The organism is Citrobacter meridianamericanus, assembly GCF_041320245.1.
GTDB classification, from domain to species: Bacteria; Pseudomonadota; Gammaproteobacteria; order Enterobacterales; family Enterobacteriaceae; genus Citrobacter; species Citrobacter meridianamericanus.
The window spans coordinates 2142442-2158610 of sequence record NZ_CP101036.1; the positions used below are offsets into that span (position 1 = coordinate 2142442).

General features: G+C 48.2%; 14 protein-coding genes, 2 tRNA genes and 1 pseudogene. 9 read left to right on the plus strand and 8 right to left on the minus strand.

The features are described 5' to 3' along the window. Positions 1-4: 4 nt before the first annotated feature. Entirely contained in the window at positions 5-934 is a 930-nt protein-coding gene (gene ldtA / locus NMD08_RS10140) for a L,D-transpeptidase (protein ID WP_151219701.1), read from the plus strand. 24 nt (positions 935-958) lie between these two features. On the opposite strand, the gene NMD08_RS10145 is transcribed toward ldtA, so the two are convergent. The 5 genes from NMD08_RS10145 to mtfA form a co-directional block, all read right to left on the minus strand. After that, entirely contained in the window at positions 959-1642 is a 684-nt protein-coding gene (locus NMD08_RS10145) for an ABC transporter ATP-binding protein (protein WP_370620111.1), read from the minus strand. Between the two features lie 10 nt (positions 1643-1652). Beyond that, the gene (locus NMD08_RS10150; protein WP_187258793.1) at positions 1653-3341 is read right to left on the minus strand and encodes an iron ABC transporter permease; all 1689 of its coding nucleotides are present in this window, start codon (positions 3339-3341) and stop codon (positions 1653-1655) included. Next, positions 3325-4362, minus strand: a complete 1038-nt coding sequence (locus NMD08_RS10155) for an extracellular solute-binding protein (protein WP_187252234.1) — start codon at positions 4360-4362, stop codon at positions 3325-3327. Before NMD08_RS10155 ends, NMD08_RS10150 begins: the two co-directional genes overlap by 17 nt. Positions 4363-4622: 260 nt before the next feature. Continuing rightward, positions 4623-4698: transfer RNA gene (locus tag NMD08_RS10160), tRNA-Asn, on the minus strand. Positions 4699-4797: 99 nt separating this feature from the next. Beyond that, positions 4798-5595 (minus strand): DgsA anti-repressor MtfA, encoded by a 798-nt coding sequence (mtfA, locus tag NMD08_RS10165; protein WP_151218921.1) that lies wholly within the window; start codon positions 5593-5595, stop codon positions 4798-4800. A gap of 93 nt (positions 5596-5688) precedes the next feature. On the opposite strand from mtfA, the gene NMD08_RS10170 reads away from it, so the two are divergent. Further along, positions 5689-5778, plus strand: a tRNA-Ser gene (locus tag NMD08_RS10170). A gap of 294 nt (positions 5779-6072) precedes the next feature. On the opposite strand, the pseudogene NMD08_RS10175 reads toward NMD08_RS10170, so the two are convergent. Continuing rightward, positions 6073-6285, minus strand: a pseudogene (locus NMD08_RS10175) (SAM-dependent methyltransferase); the annotation flags it as partial. A gap of 477 nt (positions 6286-6762) precedes the next feature. On the opposite strand from NMD08_RS10175, the gene tnaC reads away from it, so the two are divergent. The 4 genes from tnaC (at position 6763) to NMD08_RS10195 (ending at position 10873) form a co-directional block, all read left to right on the plus strand. After that, on the plus strand, positions 6763-6840 hold the full coding sequence (gene tnaC / locus NMD08_RS10180) for a tryptophanase leader peptide (protein ID WP_103771344.1): 78 nt from the start codon (positions 6763-6765) through the stop codon (positions 6838-6840). Between the two features lie 258 nt (positions 6841-7098). After that, positions 7099-8514 carry a tryptophanase gene (gene tnaA, locus NMD08_RS10185; protein ID WP_151224644.1) on the plus strand — a complete coding sequence of 472 codons (1416 nt, stop codon included), beginning with the start codon at positions 7099-7101 and terminating at the stop codon, positions 8512-8514. Positions 8515-8622: 108 nt separating this feature from the next. Then, positions 8623-9873, plus strand: coding sequence for a low affinity tryptophan permease TnaB (gene tnaB / locus NMD08_RS10190; protein ID WP_187258794.1), 1251 nt, complete (start codon positions 8623-8625; stop codon positions 9871-9873). Positions 9874-9970: 97 nt separating this feature from the next. Then, the gene (locus NMD08_RS10195; RefSeq protein WP_370620112.1) at positions 9971-10873 is read left to right on the plus strand and encodes a transporter; all 903 of its coding nucleotides are present in this window, start codon (positions 9971-9973) and stop codon (positions 10871-10873) included. Between the two features lie 52 nt (positions 10874-10925). On the opposite strand, the gene ompC is transcribed toward NMD08_RS10195, so the two are convergent. Then, positions 10926-12095 carry a porin OmpC gene (gene ompC / locus NMD08_RS10200; protein WP_151218919.1) on the minus strand — a complete coding sequence of 390 codons (1170 nt, stop codon included), beginning with the start codon at positions 12093-12095 and terminating at the stop codon, positions 10926-10928. 439 nt (positions 12096-12534) lie between these two features. Between ompC and NMD08_RS10205 the strand changes: the two genes are divergently transcribed. The 3 genes from NMD08_RS10205 (at position 12535) to NMD08_RS10215 (ending at position 15182) form a co-directional block, all read left to right on the plus strand. Beyond that, on the plus strand, positions 12535-13227 hold the full coding sequence (locus NMD08_RS10205) for a phosphohydrolase (protein ID WP_187252237.1): 693 nt from the start codon (positions 12535-12537) through the stop codon (positions 13225-13227). A gap of 76 nt (positions 13228-13303) precedes the next feature. Next, complete coding sequence (locus tag NMD08_RS10210) at positions 13304-14734, plus strand: DNA cytosine methyltransferase (RefSeq protein WP_370620113.1); 1431 nt, start codon at positions 13304-13306, stop codon at positions 14732-14734. After that, the gene (locus tag NMD08_RS10215) at positions 14715-15182 is read left to right on the plus strand and encodes a very short patch repair endonuclease (RefSeq protein ID WP_151224642.1); all 468 of its coding nucleotides are present in this window, start codon (positions 14715-14717) and stop codon (positions 15180-15182) included. Before NMD08_RS10210 ends, NMD08_RS10215 begins: the two co-directional genes overlap by 20 nt. On the opposite strand, the gene yedA is transcribed toward NMD08_RS10215, so the two are convergent. Further along, positions 15174-16094: a drug/metabolite exporter YedA gene (gene yedA / locus NMD08_RS10220; protein ID WP_370620114.1), complete on the minus strand. Its 921-nt coding sequence runs from the start codon at positions 16092-16094 to the stop codon at positions 15174-15176. The genes NMD08_RS10215 and yedA overlap by 9 nt on opposite strands. Positions 16095-16169 lie beyond the last annotated feature (75 nt).

The following is a 16169-nucleotide window of genomic DNA, read 5'->3' on the forward strand; positions in this document are numbered from 1 at the left end:
AAAAATGCGTCGGGTAAAACTGATTTTTGCGCTTTTTGCACTGCTTGTGAGTCAGGGATCACAAGCAGTGAGTTATCCGCTGCCGCCAGAAGGCAGTCGCCTGGTGGGCACCCCTCTGACAATCACTATTCCAGATGGCAATACTCAACCGCTGGAAGCCTTTGCCGCGCAGTACGGGCAGGGGTTGAGTAACATGCTTGAAGCCAATCCCGGCGTGGATGTTTTTCTGCCTAAGTCTGGTTCAACGTTGGTTGTGCCACAGCAATTGATATTACCCGATACCGTACGCGAGGGGATTGTCATCAATGTCGCAGAAATGCGTCTTTACTATTATCCCGCTGGCGGCAATACGGTTGAAGTTTTGCCCATCGGTATTGGTCAGGCGGGCAGAGAAACGCCGCGCAATTGGGTGACGGCGGTAGAACGTAAGCAGGAAGCGCCGAGCTGGACGCCGACGCCTAATACCCGACGTGAATACGCGGCTCGCGGGGAAAGTTTGCCGGCATTTGTTCCTGCAGGGCCAGATAACCCGATGGGGTTGTATGCGATTTATATCGGCAGGCTTTATGCCATTCATGGCACAAATGCGAATTTCGGTATTGGTCTGCGGGTAAGCCAGGGTTGCATCCGTTTGCGTAACGACGACATTAAATATCTGTTTGATACCGTACCGGTAGGGACGCGTGTGCAACTGATAGACCGACCGGTGAAATACAGCGTAGAGCCGGACGGGAGTCGCTGGGTGGAAGTGCACGAACCCTTGTCAAGAAACCGTTCGGAATACGAGTCTGACAGAAAGGTTCCCTTGCCGGTCACTCCCGCGCTGCGCACTTTCATTAGCGGGAATGACGTGGATGTGAGTCGCGGCAATCAGGCGCTGGAGAGACGCTCCGGTATGCCGGTGAACATCAGCCTGGTACAGAAACATTATTAATTTTCAGGGCGACCCTGGTGACCTTCAGGTCGGATGGGTCGCTTTTTTTATTTGATACTGCCCCATTTTTACCACGCCAATATGGTCTGCCATCAGCTGCGCTTCGTGTTCGCTGTGGGTAACCAGCAGTGCCGTTTGCCCGGCCGCGCGCAAAATATCCCGCACCTCGTTGCCAAGACGCTCACGTGTACGCTTATCAAGGCTGGAAAAAGGTTCGTCGAGCAACAGGATTTCTGGATGCGGGGCCAGCGCCCGTGCCAGCGCGATACGCTGCTGCTGACCGCCGGAAAGTTCATGCGGATACCGGCTGGCATGGCTGTGTAGTTCCACCATTTTTAACAGCTCCTCCACACGGAACTTTTGCTCTTCACGCGGCATGCGTCGCAACCCAAAGGCCACATTTTGCTGCGCCGTCAAATGAGGGAATAAGGCGTACTCCTGAAAGACCATGCCGACATGCCGTTTTTCCGGCGGCAGATGAACACCGTGGCCAGCCACGCGGCGCTGCGACACAAAGATCTCTCCGCTGCGTAGTCGTTCAAATCCGGCAACTGCGCGTAACACCGTGGTTTTTCCGCAGCCTGAAGCGCCCAGCAGACAGGCGATTTCCCCTTTACGTACCGACATTGAAAATCCGTTCAGCACCGATTGCTGGCTGTTGCCGTAGGCAACGTGCACATCCCGGAGTTGTAATGCAATTTCTGACATTGTTGATCTCTTAACCACGGCGAGTCATCTGGTGACGCACCAACAAAATAACCGGTAGCGTACCTGCTAAAACAATCATTAGCGCGGCGATAGCACCTTCTTCATAGGTTCCACGCGCAGCTTCTGCATACAGCAACGTTGCCAGCGTTTCGAAATTTACTGGTCGTAAAAGCAGCGTTGTGGGCAGCTCTTTCATGGCATCGGCAAAAACCAGCAGGGCGCTACTCACTAACGCCGGGCGCAGCAATGGAAAATGAACCCGTGCAAATGTCCCTATACCATTCTCACCCAACAGTCGCGAAGCCTGTTCCAGGGATGGCGGAATACGTCCCAGGCCGGAGTCCAGAGCGCCGATGGCAATCGCTTGAAAACGCATGGCACAGCAAATTACCAGCAGGATCCCGGCAGACATCAGCGGCAGGCCGCGAACATCCAGTAAATCTGCTAACCAACGGTCGACGGCCATGGCGGGGGTTAAAAACCCAATCGCCAGAATTGTACCGGGAACCGCATAGCCTAAAGAGGCCAGACGCATCACGCCGCGACGAAATCCTGGCATGGTGTTGTCTGCGGCGCTATGACGCGCGCTCCAGGCCACTAACATACTGACGCAAACCACCACCAGCGTGGTTCCCGCTGCCAGTGATAACGTATTTTGTAATGCAGACAGTAACGAGGAGGAAACAGGGTTCTCGTCGCCTATGCGTTTAGCGCTTTCCCAGATTAAAAACAGGACCGGGGCCAAAAAGCCCAGCACAACCGGCAGCGAAATAACGATACCAAGTAGCCAGCCCCGCCAGCCCTGCACGCGAGTGGGTTGAATTTCCCGCAGGCTCCTGCTGCTGAATCCCTGCTTTCTACGGCCGTAAAATTCCAGCGTCAGAATCAAGAATATAAACATCAGCATCATACAGGCGATTTGTGCAGCGGCTGATAAATCTGAGCGAGAGATCCACGTGGTGTACACGGTAACGGTCAACGTTTGAACTCCGAGGAATTCCGATGCGCCGATATCGTTAAGCGTTTCCAGCAGCGCCAGACTGATCCCAACGGCCAGTGCCGGACGTGCCATGGGAAGAACAACGCGAAAAAAGGTTCCGGTAGCGCTACATCCCAACGTACGTGCGGCTTCCAGTAAATGGGCCGGCTGGCTGATAAACATGGCACGGGTTGTCAGATAGACGTAAGGATAAAGTACTAAGCCGAGCAGAAGGATTGCGCCGGAAAGGGATCGTAAATCGGGCAAGCGAAACTGTCTCGGGCTGTCAAAGCCCAATAAGAAACGAATAAAGGTTTGCAGAGGGCCAATTGGGTGCAGCAGATCGAGCCAGGCAAAGGCAACGATGTAGGTCGGCATCGCCAGCGGCAACAGCAGCGCCCAACTGAGAATTTTGCGCCCAGGAAAATCCCATGCCGTTACCGCCCATGCGCTGCCTACGCCAATGACGCCGACCATTACCGCGACACCTGCCAGCAACAGCACGGTGTTTTTTAGCGCTGAAGGCAGTACATATGTCATGAGATTATCCCAGTGGGATAAATCGGCCTGAGTGGCTTGCCAGATCAGTGCAACGATAGGGGTCAGGACGCCAAGTGCTATGCACAGCGCGCCAAGATGCAGTGGCGTTAATAATGACTGCGGCCCGGAAACCAGGCCGCGTAACGTCGGAACCTGCAGAGGTTTATTGATCGAATCCAACTTTATCTACCAGCAGACTAGCCTGTTTACGATACTTCACGATTTCGATTAGCGGCGTTTTATCAACGTCGATTTCACCAATTGTGGCGCTGATAACCGGGTCAAGCGTCACGCCTTTCAGTACCGGATATTCAAAATTCGCTTTCGCATATTGTTGTTGAGCTGGTGCGGAAACCAGGTACTCCAAGAGTTTAACCGCATCGGCTTTATTTGGCGCATAGCGGGCTACGGCAGCGCCGCTGATGTTAACGTGCGTTCCGCCATTTTCAAAGGTAGGTTTTACAACTTTAATGGCATCGCCCCACTGACGAGCATCGCTGCCTTCTTTGGCGTTTTTCATATGGCCGACGTAATAGGAGTTAGCCAGACCAATATCACATATTCCACCGAGGATATCGCGAGCAACGTCACGGTCGCCGCCGGTCGCTTTACGTGCCAGATTGGCCTTCACGCCGCGCAGCCATTCTTCCGTTTTGGCTTCACCGTGATGGGCAATCATCGCGGCGATCAGCGCCGTATTGTACGGATGCTGACCGGAACGAATACAAACCTTACCTTTGTACTCGGGGCTGGCGAGCTGTTCGTAGTGCCAGTTATCGATTGGCAGCGACTTCTCGGCATACAGAACGCGGGCGCGCATAGAAAGCGCAAACCACTGATTATCCGCACCGCGCAGGTTGGCAGGTATGGCGGTTTTTAGCGCTTCGGATTCTACCGGTTGGGTAACACCCGCTTCCACTAAGTCAATGAGATTACCGGCATCGACGGTCATCAGCAGGTCGGCAGGGGAGTTTTTGCCTTCAGCTTTAACACGCTCAAGCATACCGTCCTTGATGTAGACCGTACTCACTTTGATACCGCTGGTGTTAGTCCAGCTATCAAGTAAAGGTTGGATCAAGCCCGGTTCGCGGGTGGTGTATAGCGTTAATGTTTCCTGAGAGAAAGCCGGCAGGCTAACAGAGAAAATCAGGGCAGAGGCAAGTGTGATTCGGCGCAGTCCGGTGCGAGGTAGAGCATTCATCGTTTTTATCCCAGAGTAATTGGAACATACAGTGAACCGAGCAAGGGCTCGTTCTTATGGCTTGCGTACAATAAATGATAATCACTAACACTTACAATCATTGCAAAGTGTAAATAATTTACATTTACATAACTTTAATCAACGATGTGATATGGCGTGGAATGGGGATGTTATGACAGGCAGGCCGCTTAAAGGGGATGTTTTAAGGCGGATTTAAATGCAAAAAGCCTGCTTAGTTTCCTGAGCAGGCTTCTTAAATTTGGCTCCTCTGACTGGACTCGAACCAGTGACATACGGATTAACAGTCCGCCGTTCTACCGACTGAACTACAGAGGAATCGTGTGAACGAGGCGCATATTACTGACCTCATCATGAGGTGTCAACAGTAAAATTAGTACGTCATTTCAATTGGTTAATTAATCTTCAAATTCAGTGTTAATGCACATTTGGTGAGCGATAATCGTCGTCTTCTCGGGTATCGCGTAACCGCTCCATAGGGTTCTGGCGATAAAATTGGTTGAAACGTTGCCATAAGGCAGGAAAACGCGGAGCAAATAATTCAGGCGCGCTGAAAAAATACTCGGATAACACGGCAAAGCATTCGGCCGGGTCCGTTGCTGCGTAGGCATCTATGCTACATGCGGTTTCCCCAACCAGATCGATTTCATCCTGAATGTTGTTCATTGCGGCATGCAGATCGTGTTCCCAACCGGCAATATCGCGCAGGGGGATCGCCGGAACACCGCTGGCGCGATCGCCGTTACGCATATCAAGCTTATGCGCCACTTCATGGATGATCAGATTAAAGCCGGAGGCATCAAAGGAATCCTGAATATCAAGCCAATTGAGGATTATCGGGCCTTGCTGCCAGCTCTGTCCGGATTGTACAACGCGTTGATTATGCACCAACCCAATATCGTCTTCCCACTCATCGTCCACGACGAAGGGGGCTGGGTAGATGAGCACTTCGTGAAACCCGTCGAGCCACTCGATCCCTAATTCCAGAACAGGTAAACAGAAAAGCAGAGCAATACGTGCACTTTTCAGCGGGTCCAGCTCAAACCCCTGCAGTGCGACCAGTCTTTTTTGTTGCAAAAAGCGCTCGCCAAGGGCGATAAGTCTGGCTTGTTCTTGCTCGGTGAGATTTACAAGAAGGGGAATGGCCAGGGCGTCATCCCACGGCCAGTCATCACTCCGGGTTGTTTCTTGTTCTTTCCAGGGCCACTTAATCATCGTTTTGCTCGCAAACTCGTCACTTGAACGAAATTGACGGAACTGGGTCTGTTAAAATGCCAAATTACCTGGCATCATGGCAACCGCTAAAACGGAGAGATGCCAGAGCGGCTGAATGGACCGGTCTCGAAAACCGGAGTAGGGGTAACTCTACCGGGGGTTCAAATCCCCCTCTCTCCGCCACTACTTACCAGTAACTGGCTGTTTTTAATGGTTTCTATCTAAAATTTTCTTCCTCAGTCTTTCACTCGATATACCCTTCCGAATAACTATCTGCCATATCTTGTTGGTATATTTTGAACAAACTGACCGTCGAATACGTTATCACTTACCCAGCGTTCCCGGTAGGAAATTACCACTATGTCCTTCATTTTGTGAGCTAAGTCGTATGACATTGAAGTACGTCGGCTCGACTTATTAGTACCAGCCCTGGGGATGACTGGGTCGATACTTTCTCATGGAGTTACATGATTATTTCTTTTCTGCCAGCCAAGCGTTCAGTTTTCCTTCGAATGTATCGCTAACCGGCCAAACGTGACCATCAGGGGGCTGTAGTACAGTGAAACCGTTGTCACTCAGAAGATGGAGATATTCTTCATCATGCCAGGCTGGGCTTGCCATGCCCTGACGTTTCACTTCATCAAAGGTATGTACTTCAACCAGCAGTTTACCGACAGGCATTAGCCAGCGACGAGTTTTATGCGATCTGTGGAGGAGATAATCGTACTGATATTCATAAAATCCTTCTCACTATGTATTAAATCATTTTTCGTGGAAATGCTTGGGAACAATCGGTATTTGTTCGCCCAGGAAATGTCCAGTTTGCCTTAGTCGGGTGAGGCAACAGATACGAATGTATCCTCGGAACTCAATAATCCTCTGGAATGAAATTTGTGATCTGAATTGAAAATTCTCTCCAGTATACATGCCAAATGAAAACAATGGTTCATTTAATGCTTTCTTGATTAGGTGGTTAGGGATATCCTAATTACTATATTGGCGCACTAGCGTGATGTTACATTGATGTGAATGCAATGCTGTTGAGTAATGGATATATCGCACATGTCTAATTTATCGTGATTTTAATCACAATAACTTTAACTGCTAATAGACAAAAAATCGCCATACTATAATGATGTTGTCATGTTTAATAAGAGTTGATATCTAATGATTAGCTTATTTAATACATATCTGACTTCTAAGTGGTTCAACATCGACACGATGATTGTCAATCATCGCCCTTAAGTTTTACTCCTTCCTATTCATACAATGTGAACAGAAACTTTTTTCTGTTTTTTGTATGCCTTGAATAATTCATAATTTATTTGCTGCATAATCTTGTTATACCTGGTTTACGTGTGGGTTTAGGCGTAGATAACGGGTGTAGAGATGTGTGGATAAAATTTATATGGGTTGTTCATCAATATTTAAAATGCTTCAGTAATTCAGGCCTATGAGTTACTGCAGGCGTGGTATGTGTATATCTAATACAGGAAATATTCCATGAATAACTTTAAACATTTACCAGAACCATTCCGTATTCGTGTTATTGAACCCGTAAAACGTACAACGCGGGAGCACCGTGAAAATGCGATTATTAATTCCGGAATGAACCCATTCCTGCTTGATAGTGAAGATGTTTTTATTGATTTATTGACAGATAGCGGTACTGGCGCTGTTACCCAAAATATGCAAGCAGCAATGCTAAGGGGAGATGAAGCATACAGCGGAAGCCGCAGTTATTATGCGCTTGCAGATGCGGTTAAGAATATTTTTGGATATCAATATACTATTCCGACTCACCAGGGCCGTGGTGCTGAGCAGATTTATATCCCTGTATTAATCCGTAAGCGTGAGCAAGAAAAGGGATTGGACAGAAGTAAAATGGTTGTGTTCTCAAACTACTTCTTCGATACAACTCAGGGACACAGTCAAATTAATGGCTGTACTGTCCGAAATGTTTATATCAAAGAAGCATTTGATACTGCAGTCCGTTGTGATTTCAAAGGGGATTTCGACCTGGATAAACTGGAAGAAGGTATCCAGGAGGTAGGCCCAAATAATGTTCCTTATATTGTGGCTACGATAACGTGTAACTCTGCCGGTGGTCAGCCGGTTTCACTGGCAAACCTGAAAGCAACATATCAGCTGGCGAAAAAATACGATATTCCAGTGGTGATGGATTCCGCTCGATTTGCAGAGAACGCATATTTCATTCAGCAAAGGGAAACAGCTTATAAGGACTGGAGCATCGAGGAGATTACACGCGAAACCTATAAATATGCGGATATGCTGGCTATGTCAGCGAAGAAAGATGCGATGGTGCCAATGGGGGGGCTGCTCTGTATTAAAGATGACAGCTATTTTGATGTCTATACCGAATGCCGGACGCTTTGTGTGGTGCAGGAGGGATTCCCTACCTATGGTGGTTTGGAAGGCGGAGCAATGGAACGTCTGGCCGTCGGTCTAACTGATGGCATGAACCAGGATTGGCTGGCCTATCGTATTGCACAGATTCAGTATCTGGTTGATGGTCTTGAAGCTATTGGTGTGACCTGTCAGCAAGCTGGTGGACATGCGGCATTCGTGGATGCTGGAAAATTATTACCGCATATTCCTGCTGAACAATTCCCGGCACAGGCGCTGGCATGCGAACTTTATAAAGTCGCTGGCATTCGCGCTGTAGAGATTGGTTCATTTTTACTCGGCAGGGATCCTAAAACGGGAGTTCAGTTACCGTGTCCGGCTGAGTTGTTACGTTTAACCATTCCGCGTGCGACATATACGCAATCGCATATGGATTTCATTATTGAAGCCTTTAGTCATGTGAAAGAAAATGCCAAAAATATTAAAGGATTAACTTTTACATATGAACCTAAAGTTCTACGTCACTTTACTGCTCGATTGAAAGAAATCTGATAGTCAATAATTGACCATGAATGGTTATATCTCATAGCTATTCATGGTTCACATTTTTATAAAATTAATATGATAGTGAATAAATACAACTGATGAAAAGAGGCTCGTATGGAAGAAAATTCCAATTCAAAGCATTCATCCTTTTGGGGGATTATGGTGATTGCTGGCACCGTAATAGGTGGAGGGATGTTTGCATTACCCGTTGATCTCGCCGGCGCTTGGTTTTTCTGGGGGGCATTTATATTAATTATATCCTGGTTTTCAATGTTGCACTCAGGATTGCTACTTCTGGAAGCCAATTTAAATTATCCTGTCGGTTCCAGTTTTAACACAATTACAAAAGATTTAATTGGTAATAAATGGAATGTGATTAGCGGTGCGACAGTTGCCTTTGTTTTATATATATTGACTTATGCATATATTTCAGCAAATGGAGCTATTATTAGTGAAACGATATCTATGCATTCTGATGGTCATGTTAACCCACGAATCATTGGTGTTTGTACCGCGCTGTTTGTAGCAACTGTATTATGGTTTAGCTCATTGGCTGCAAGTCGGATTACATCATTATTTCTTGGGATTAAAATTCTTGCTTTCGTGATTGTTTTTGGTTCGCTTTTCTTTCAGGTCGATTACTCAATTTTAAGTGGGGTAAGTGGAGTAAACGAAGAAAGTCGCTCGTTTTTTCCTTATATATTTATGGCCATTCCGGTATGCCTGGCATCCTTCGGTTTTCATGGTAATATCCCCAGCCTAATCATCTGCTACGGAAAGAAAAAAGATAAATTGATAAAAAGTGTTGTGCTGGGATCTTTTCTGGCATTGGTTGTTTATTTGTTTTGGCTATATTGTACGATGGGTAACATCCCTCGTGAGAGTTTTAAAGGTATAATTGCTTCTGGCGGTAATGTCGATGCTTTGGTGGGGTCCTTTTTGGGAACTAATCAGAGTGGCGTGATTGAGTTCTGTTTACTCGTTTTCTCTAATTTGGCCGTGGCCAGTTCTTTCTTCGGCGTTACATTAGGACTATTTGACTTTCTTGCCGATCTGTTCAAATTCGACAATTCCCATTCTGGACGATTTAAAACAGTAATGCTGACGTTTTTGCCGCCAACGGTGCTTTACCTGTTATTCCCTAACGGATTTATCTATGGGATCGGTGGGGCAGGATTATGTGCAACGATCTGGGCTGTTATTATTCCGGCCGTGCTGGCCTTGAAATCAAGGCAAAAGTTTCCGAATCAGATGTTTACTGTATGGGGAGGGCGGATTATCCCCGCCGTAGTTATTATTTTTGGTATCGTCGTGATCTTCTGTTGGTTTGGTAATGTACTGAATATTTTACCAAAACTGGTGTGAGTGATAACGGACAAGAATCTTAATTTTTAGTGAAACTGCTCAGTTTTGCCCTCGGGCATCAATATTGATCCGTATTTCCTTCAGGTAAACAGTATCAATGGATAGCAAAATGATAAAGAGGATGAAAAGGATTTTGCCAGGCGTAGCTTTTCTGCTCGCAGAGCCTTCAGTGGTAGCCTCCGAGGGAAACGGACCGGGTATTTATCCCGATGGTCTGGAAAACTATATGTCAGGGTTTCTTCCTGCCGAAGGAATACATACCCTGTTGTACGGAGGCAGCGCACGGTATGACCACGTGCGTGACAGCAGAGGTCATGATATTTCAGGGCCGGGCTTCAGTATGAACGTCAATATCCTAGCGCCGCGTATTATTTGGGTTACGGAACAGCGCCTTCTGGGGGGACAGTTGGCGTTTCATTCCATCCTGCCATTGCTCGATATCACGGCTAAATCATATGGGCGGAAATATACCCGCCAGGGTTTGGGAGACATCACACTGGGGCCAGCATTAGGTTTTCATCCCTTGCGTGACCTTCATTATGTGCTGGGCGTTGATGTATTTGCACCAACAGGTAATTACAGCCAGTCTGATCCCGCCAGCCTGGGGCGAAACTACTGGGCTGTGCAACCTGTATGGGCAATTAGCTATATTCCGCAACAAGGTGTTAATGCGGATATCAAAATGATGTATGACTTTAATCGACGTAATCAGGAGAGTCATACGAAGTCAGGCCAGGCTTTTCATGCCGATTATGCATTAGGATGGGCAGTGGGAAATGGTTGGGTGTTTGGCATTGGTGGGTACACATTTATACAGACCACCAATGACAACGGACCGAATTCAGCGCCGGCTAAAGCGCGGGCCTTTTCTCTTGGTCCTTCTATTCGTTATGCCAATGACAAGGGCTGGCTGATGACGTTGAAATGGCAGAAAGAAATGGATGTGCGTAACCGACCTGAAGGCTCCCAGCTATATCTTAAGGCTTCTGTCCCACTCTAAAAATGTAAAAAGCCCGCTTCAGAAGAAACGGGCTTGCTTGTCTGTGCAGCAATTAGAACTGGTAGACTAAACCAACGGCAACGATGTCGTCAGTCGCGATACCATTGCTTTCATAGAAGCTGTCGTCTTCGTCCAGCAGGTTGATTTTGTAATCAACGTAGGTGGACATGTTTTTGTTGAAGTAGTAAGTCATACCCACATCAACATATTTGACCAGGTCTTTATCGGTGTAGCGTGGGGTGCCATTGCTATGGTGATCCCAGCCACCTAAGTCGACACCTTTAGATTGCAGGAATGCAACGGATGGACGCAGACCAAAGTCAAACTGGTATTGTGCAACAACTTCGAAGTTCTGCGTTTTGTTGGCGATACCGCCTTTGTCATCACCATAAGCGGTCATATTGCGGGTTTCGGCATACATTGCAGCCAGGTACACGTTGTTAGCGTCATATTTCGCGCCAACAGTCCAGGCATCCGCTGTATCTCCGCCTGCGTATTTATTGGCATAGCTACGATCGCCACGGCCAGCAGAAACTTGCTCGTTAGTACGATCAGAACTCGAGTACGCTGCGCCGAGGCTTAAACCGAAGTCAAAGTCATAGGAGGTAGACATACCGAAACCGTCGCCGTTTTCTTTCGCCAGTTTGCGGTTTTCGCTATTACCAGAACCTTCCTGACCTACGCTGCTACCTTCATTATTACCCTGATACTGCAAAGCAAAGTTCAGGCCATCAACCTGACCAAAGAAACCTTTGTTACGATAGGTAGCCACGCCGTTGGTACGACCCAGCATATACACGTCGGTCTGAGTGTAAGTATCACCGCCGAATTCTGGCAGCATATCGGTCCAGGCTTCAACGTCGTAAACGACGCCATAGTTACGACCGTAATCGAAGGTGCCGTTTTCAGCAAAGCCTAAGCCTGCGAAAGCCAGACGAGTCCAGGAGTCGCCTTTGTCACCTTCGGTGCCGTTAGCCTGAATGTTATATTCCCACTGACCGTAGCCAGTCAGCATATCGTTGATCTGTGTTTCGCCCTTAAAACCCACACGCGCATAGGTCATGTCACCGTCGCTACCTGCATCGTCAGAGAAATAACGCAGACCATCGACTTTTCCGTACAGATCCAGTTTATTGCCGTTTTTATTATAGATTTCAGCCGCATTTGCTGCGCCTGCAGCTAATAAAGCAGGGAGAAGCAGTGCCAGTACTTTTCTTTTCATTATGTATTCCCTTTATTTAATAATTAAAATGAATATGTAGTGATGTCCTGAAAACTACATTTCGATACTATCCATGAAGTTCATTTAATTTAAAATATAACATGTAACAATTGTATTTTAGATATTTCAGAATGTTTCCATTTGGATTTTTTAAATCATTTCTATATATATATGTCGTTTTCATTCAACGTATAAATGTATAGTTATCAACTGGTTTATGCTTTTTGTTTTAGTATTTGCTATGTATATTGTATGTGTTTTTATTATTGCTGGTCGTGGTTCCTTGATGATTTATTATCAATGCTACATCCAGAAGTTATAAATTGATATTCGTTATAAATATTATTTAATAATTGAATTTTGATATAAAAGAGGGCGGACAGTGGTTCGGAGTAAAAATTGTTGCTAAGGTGGTTTTCTTTATGTAAAGGGAGAGAGCATGGAACTCCACGACTGGCAGTCGCGATTTGAAACCTGGCTACGTGAAAACCATTCAGAGCACGACGCTGCCCACGACATCTTTCACTTTCGCCGGGTGTGGACGACGGCACAAAAGCTGAACACAGATACGGCCGTTGACTGGCTGGTGGTGTTGACGGCGTGCTACTTCCATGATCTCGTCAGTTTGCCGAAGAACCATCCCGATCGTCATCGTTCGTCGGTACTGGCAGCTCAGGAAACGCGTGGGGTTTTGATGCGCGATTTCCCTGATTTTCCACAACAACGGCTATTTGCCGTGTGTCATGCTATTGAGGCACACAGTTTCAGCGCCAAAATCGTACCAGAAACCCCTGAAGCCAAAATTGTGCAGGATGCAGACCGGCTGGAGGCGCTGGGTGCGATTGGTTTAGCGCGGGTATTTGCCGTGTCCGGCGCATTAGGCGTGGCGTTATTTGATGCGGAAGATCCACTGGCCCGGCAACGTGGCCTCGATGATAAACAGTACGCGCTCGATCACTTCCAGACCAAATTATTAACGTTGCCGCTGACGATGCAAACCGAAAAGGGGCGGCGTTTGGCGCAGCATAATGCTGACTTCTTGCTGACATACATGGCGAAGCTGAGTGCGGAGTTAAAAGGAGAATATGAAAAGCTGGATCTTGACGCGATTCAACCCTTTACCGCGCGTTAGTCGTCAGTACAGCCGCCACGTCAACCGCGCTATTTTATGTTAATCTGTCAGTCATCTATTTCGGCCGGTTAAATGTATGCAGGATAATTTTTCAGTAGCAGGCTCCATGAACCCAATGACAGATGATAACGAGGCCGCCGCACAGGTGATTTTGGCGAAGTTGCTTGAAATATATGACGTGAAAACGCTGGTTGCTCATCTGAATGGTGTTGGTGAGAATCGCTGGAGTCCGGCCATCTTTAAGCGCGTTGTTGCCAATGAAACGTGGCATCGGTTGAGCGACGCTGAGCTGGCTCATCTGAACGCTATGCTGCCGACACCGCCCGCGCATCATCCCCATTATGCTTTTCGCTTTATCGATCTTTTTGCTGGTATTGGCGGAATTCGTCGCGGTTTTGAAGCGATTGGCGGGCAGTGCGTCTTTACCAGCGAGTGGAACAAGCATGCGGTGCGCACCTATAAAGCGAATCACTACTGTGATCCTCAACAGCACCACTTTAATGAAGATATTCGTGATATTACGCTCAGCCATCATGATGGGGTGAGCGACCAACAGGCGGCGGAGCATATTCGTCAGCATGTTCCGCAGCATGACGTGTTGCTGGCGGGTTTCCCTTGTCAGCCATTCTCTCTCGCTGGTGTATCCAAGAAAAACGCGTTAGGACGAGCTCATGGCTTCGCCTGCGATACGCAAGGTACACTATTTTTTGATGTGGTACGTATCATTGATGCGCGTCGACCAGCGATATTTGTGCTCGAAAACGTCAAAAACCTGAAGAGTCACGACCAGGGAAAAACGTTTCGTATCATTATGCAAACCCTGGATGAACTGGGTTATGACGTGGCGGATGCGCACGATAACGGTCCGGATGATCCGAAGATTATCGATGGGCAACATTTTTTGCCACAGCACCGTGAACGGATTGTGCTCGTCGGTTTTCGCCGCGAACTGAATTTGAAATCAGACTTCACGCTGCGCGATATTGTCTCCCGTTATCCGCAGCGGCGTACTACGCTGGCGGAGCTGCTTGAGCCAACCGTCGAGGCGAAATATGTGCTGACGCCGGTGCTGTGGAAATATCTCTATCGCTATGCGAAAAAGCATCAGGCGCGGGGGAATGGATTCGGCTATGGTATGGTGTATCCTGGCAATCCCTATAGTGTAACGCGCACATTATCGGCGCGTTATTATAAGGATGGCGCCGAGATCCTTATTGACCGCGGTTGGGACATGGCGCTGGGGGAAAAGGATTTTGATGACCCGCAGAATCAGCAACACCGCCCGCGCAGGCTCACGCCCAGAGAGTGCGCGCGCCTGATGGGATTTGAATCCCCCCAGGGCTATCAGTTCAGGATCCCTGTGTCGGATACCCAGGCTTATCGCCAGTTTGGTAATTCGGTGGTCGTCCCGGCATTTGCGGCAGTTGCCAGGCTGCTGGAGCCAAAAATCAAACAAGCGGTTACCCTTCGCGAGAAAGAGAACCTGCATGGCAGACGTTCACGATAAGGCAACGCGCAGTAAAAATATGCGGGCGATTGCCACCCGTGATACCGCAATTGAAAAACGCCTTGCCAGTGTGCTGACAGAGCAGGGGGTAACGTTTCGCGTGCAAGATGCGACGTTACCCGGTCGCCCTGATTTCGTGGTGGATGAGTATCGTTGTGTTCTCTTTACCCACGGCTGTTTCTGGCATCATCACCACTGCTATTTATTCAAAGTCCCCGCTACACGAACGACGTTCTGGCTGGAAAAAATAGGCAAAAATGTCCAGCGTGACGCGCGGGATTGCGAAAAGCTGCAGGCTCTGGGCTGGCGAGTACTGATTGTCTGGGAGTGCGCCCTGCGCGGGCGCGAAAAGCTGGGGGATGAAGCATTGTCCGAACGTGTCGTCGAGTGGATCTGCGGCGGTGGCGCCAGCGCGCAGATCGACACGCTTGGTATTCATTTACTGTAACGTCTTCTCCGATGGAGTCACAATGGCGTCCGCTTTAGCAGGGAACAGGTATTTACCGAGTGTGACCAGTACCACCGCAAACACGATCACCCCAAGCGCCAGCCATTCGATGAGCGCCAGATTTTCTCCTCCCAGACCGGTACCTAACAGTACGGCGACCACCGGATTCACGTAGGCATAGCTGGTGGCGAGTGCCGGACTGACGTTGCGGATCAGGTACATATAGGCGTTAATGGCAATAATAGAGCCAAACAAGGCCAGATAGGCTACCGCTATAAAGCCTGAAAATGTCGGCATAGTGGTCAATTTTTCCCCGGAAAGTAGTGAGGCGCACATCAACACGAGACCGGCGGCGAGCATTTCTATGGCTCCTGCCATCATGCCAACGGGCAGGGTTATGCGTGAGCCGTACACTGAACCAAACGCCCAACTCATTGAGCCAATCAGGATTAAAACAGCGCCCCATGGATTACCGCTCAAATTGCCGCCGCTGTTCAGCATGATGATCCCGGCGAGACCAATAGCTATCCCTATCCATTCCAGTTTGCGTGTTTTGATGCCAAAAAAGTGACTAAAGCACAGTGTAAACAGCGGGACGGTGGCGACCACTACGGCGGCAATACCGGAAGGAACATTTTGATGTTCTGCAACGGTAACCAGCCCATTACCCACGGCCAACAGCAGGATACCAATTAACGCGGCGTTCAGGAGCTGGCGCAGAGGCGGTAGCTTGTGTCCGCGAAGAAGTAAAAAAAGTGTTAATAACACTCCCGCAGAGAGAAAACGCACGCCGGCCATCATCAACGGCGGCCAGCTTTCAACGCCAATACGAATAACGAAGTATGTGGAACCCCAAATGATGTACAGCGCGAATAGCGCACTGAAAAGCGGTAACAATTGCCTGAAACGCATAATCCCTCACGGTGGAAATAAAAAGGTGCAACATAGTAAACGTCAAAACTATCGTGCTGGCGAGATTTATAATTA

Excerpts from the sequence above, each read along its gene's own strand:
- ldtA (WP_151219701.1), top strand. The coding sequence starts at position 5 with ATGCGTCGGGTAAAACTGATTTTTGCGCTTTTTGCACTGCTTGTGAGT.
- NMD08_RS10145 (WP_370620111.1), bottom strand. The coding sequence starts at position 1,642 with ATGTCAGAAATTGCATTACAACTCCGGGATGTGCACGTTGCCTACGGC.
- NMD08_RS10155 (WP_187252234.1), bottom strand. The coding sequence starts at position 4,362 with ATGAATGCTCTACCTCGCACCGGACTGCGCCGAATCACACTTGCCTCT.
- mtfA (WP_151218921.1), bottom strand. The coding sequence starts at position 5,595 with ATGATTAAGTGGCCCTGGAAAGAACAAGAAACAACCCGGAGTGATGAC.
- tnaC (WP_103771344.1), top strand. The coding sequence starts at position 6,763 with ATGATTAGCTTATTTAATACATATCTGACTTCTAAGTGGTTCAACATC.
- tnaA (WP_151224644.1), top strand. The coding sequence starts at position 7,099 with ATGAATAACTTTAAACATTTACCAGAACCATTCCGTATTCGTGTTATT.
- tnaB (WP_187258794.1), top strand. The coding sequence starts at position 8,623 with ATGGAAGAAAATTCCAATTCAAAGCATTCATCCTTTTGGGGGATTATG.
- NMD08_RS10195 (WP_370620112.1), top strand. The coding sequence starts at position 9,971 with ATGGATAGCAAAATGATAAAGAGGATGAAAAGGATTTTGCCAGGCGTA.
- ompC (WP_151218919.1), bottom strand. The coding sequence starts at position 12,095 with ATGAAAAGAAAAGTACTGGCACTGCTTCTCCCTGCTTTATTAGCTGCA.
- NMD08_RS10205 (WP_187252237.1), top strand. The coding sequence starts at position 12,535 with ATGGAACTCCACGACTGGCAGTCGCGATTTGAAACCTGGCTACGTGAA.
- NMD08_RS10210 (WP_370620113.1), top strand. The coding sequence starts at position 13,304 with ATGCAGGATAATTTTTCAGTAGCAGGCTCCATGAACCCAATGACAGAT.
- NMD08_RS10215 (WP_151224642.1), top strand. The coding sequence starts at position 14,715 with ATGGCAGACGTTCACGATAAGGCAACGCGCAGTAAAAATATGCGGGCG.
- yedA (WP_370620114.1), bottom strand. The coding sequence starts at position 16,094 with ATGCGTTTCAGGCAATTGTTACCGCTTTTCAGTGCGCTATTCGCGCTG.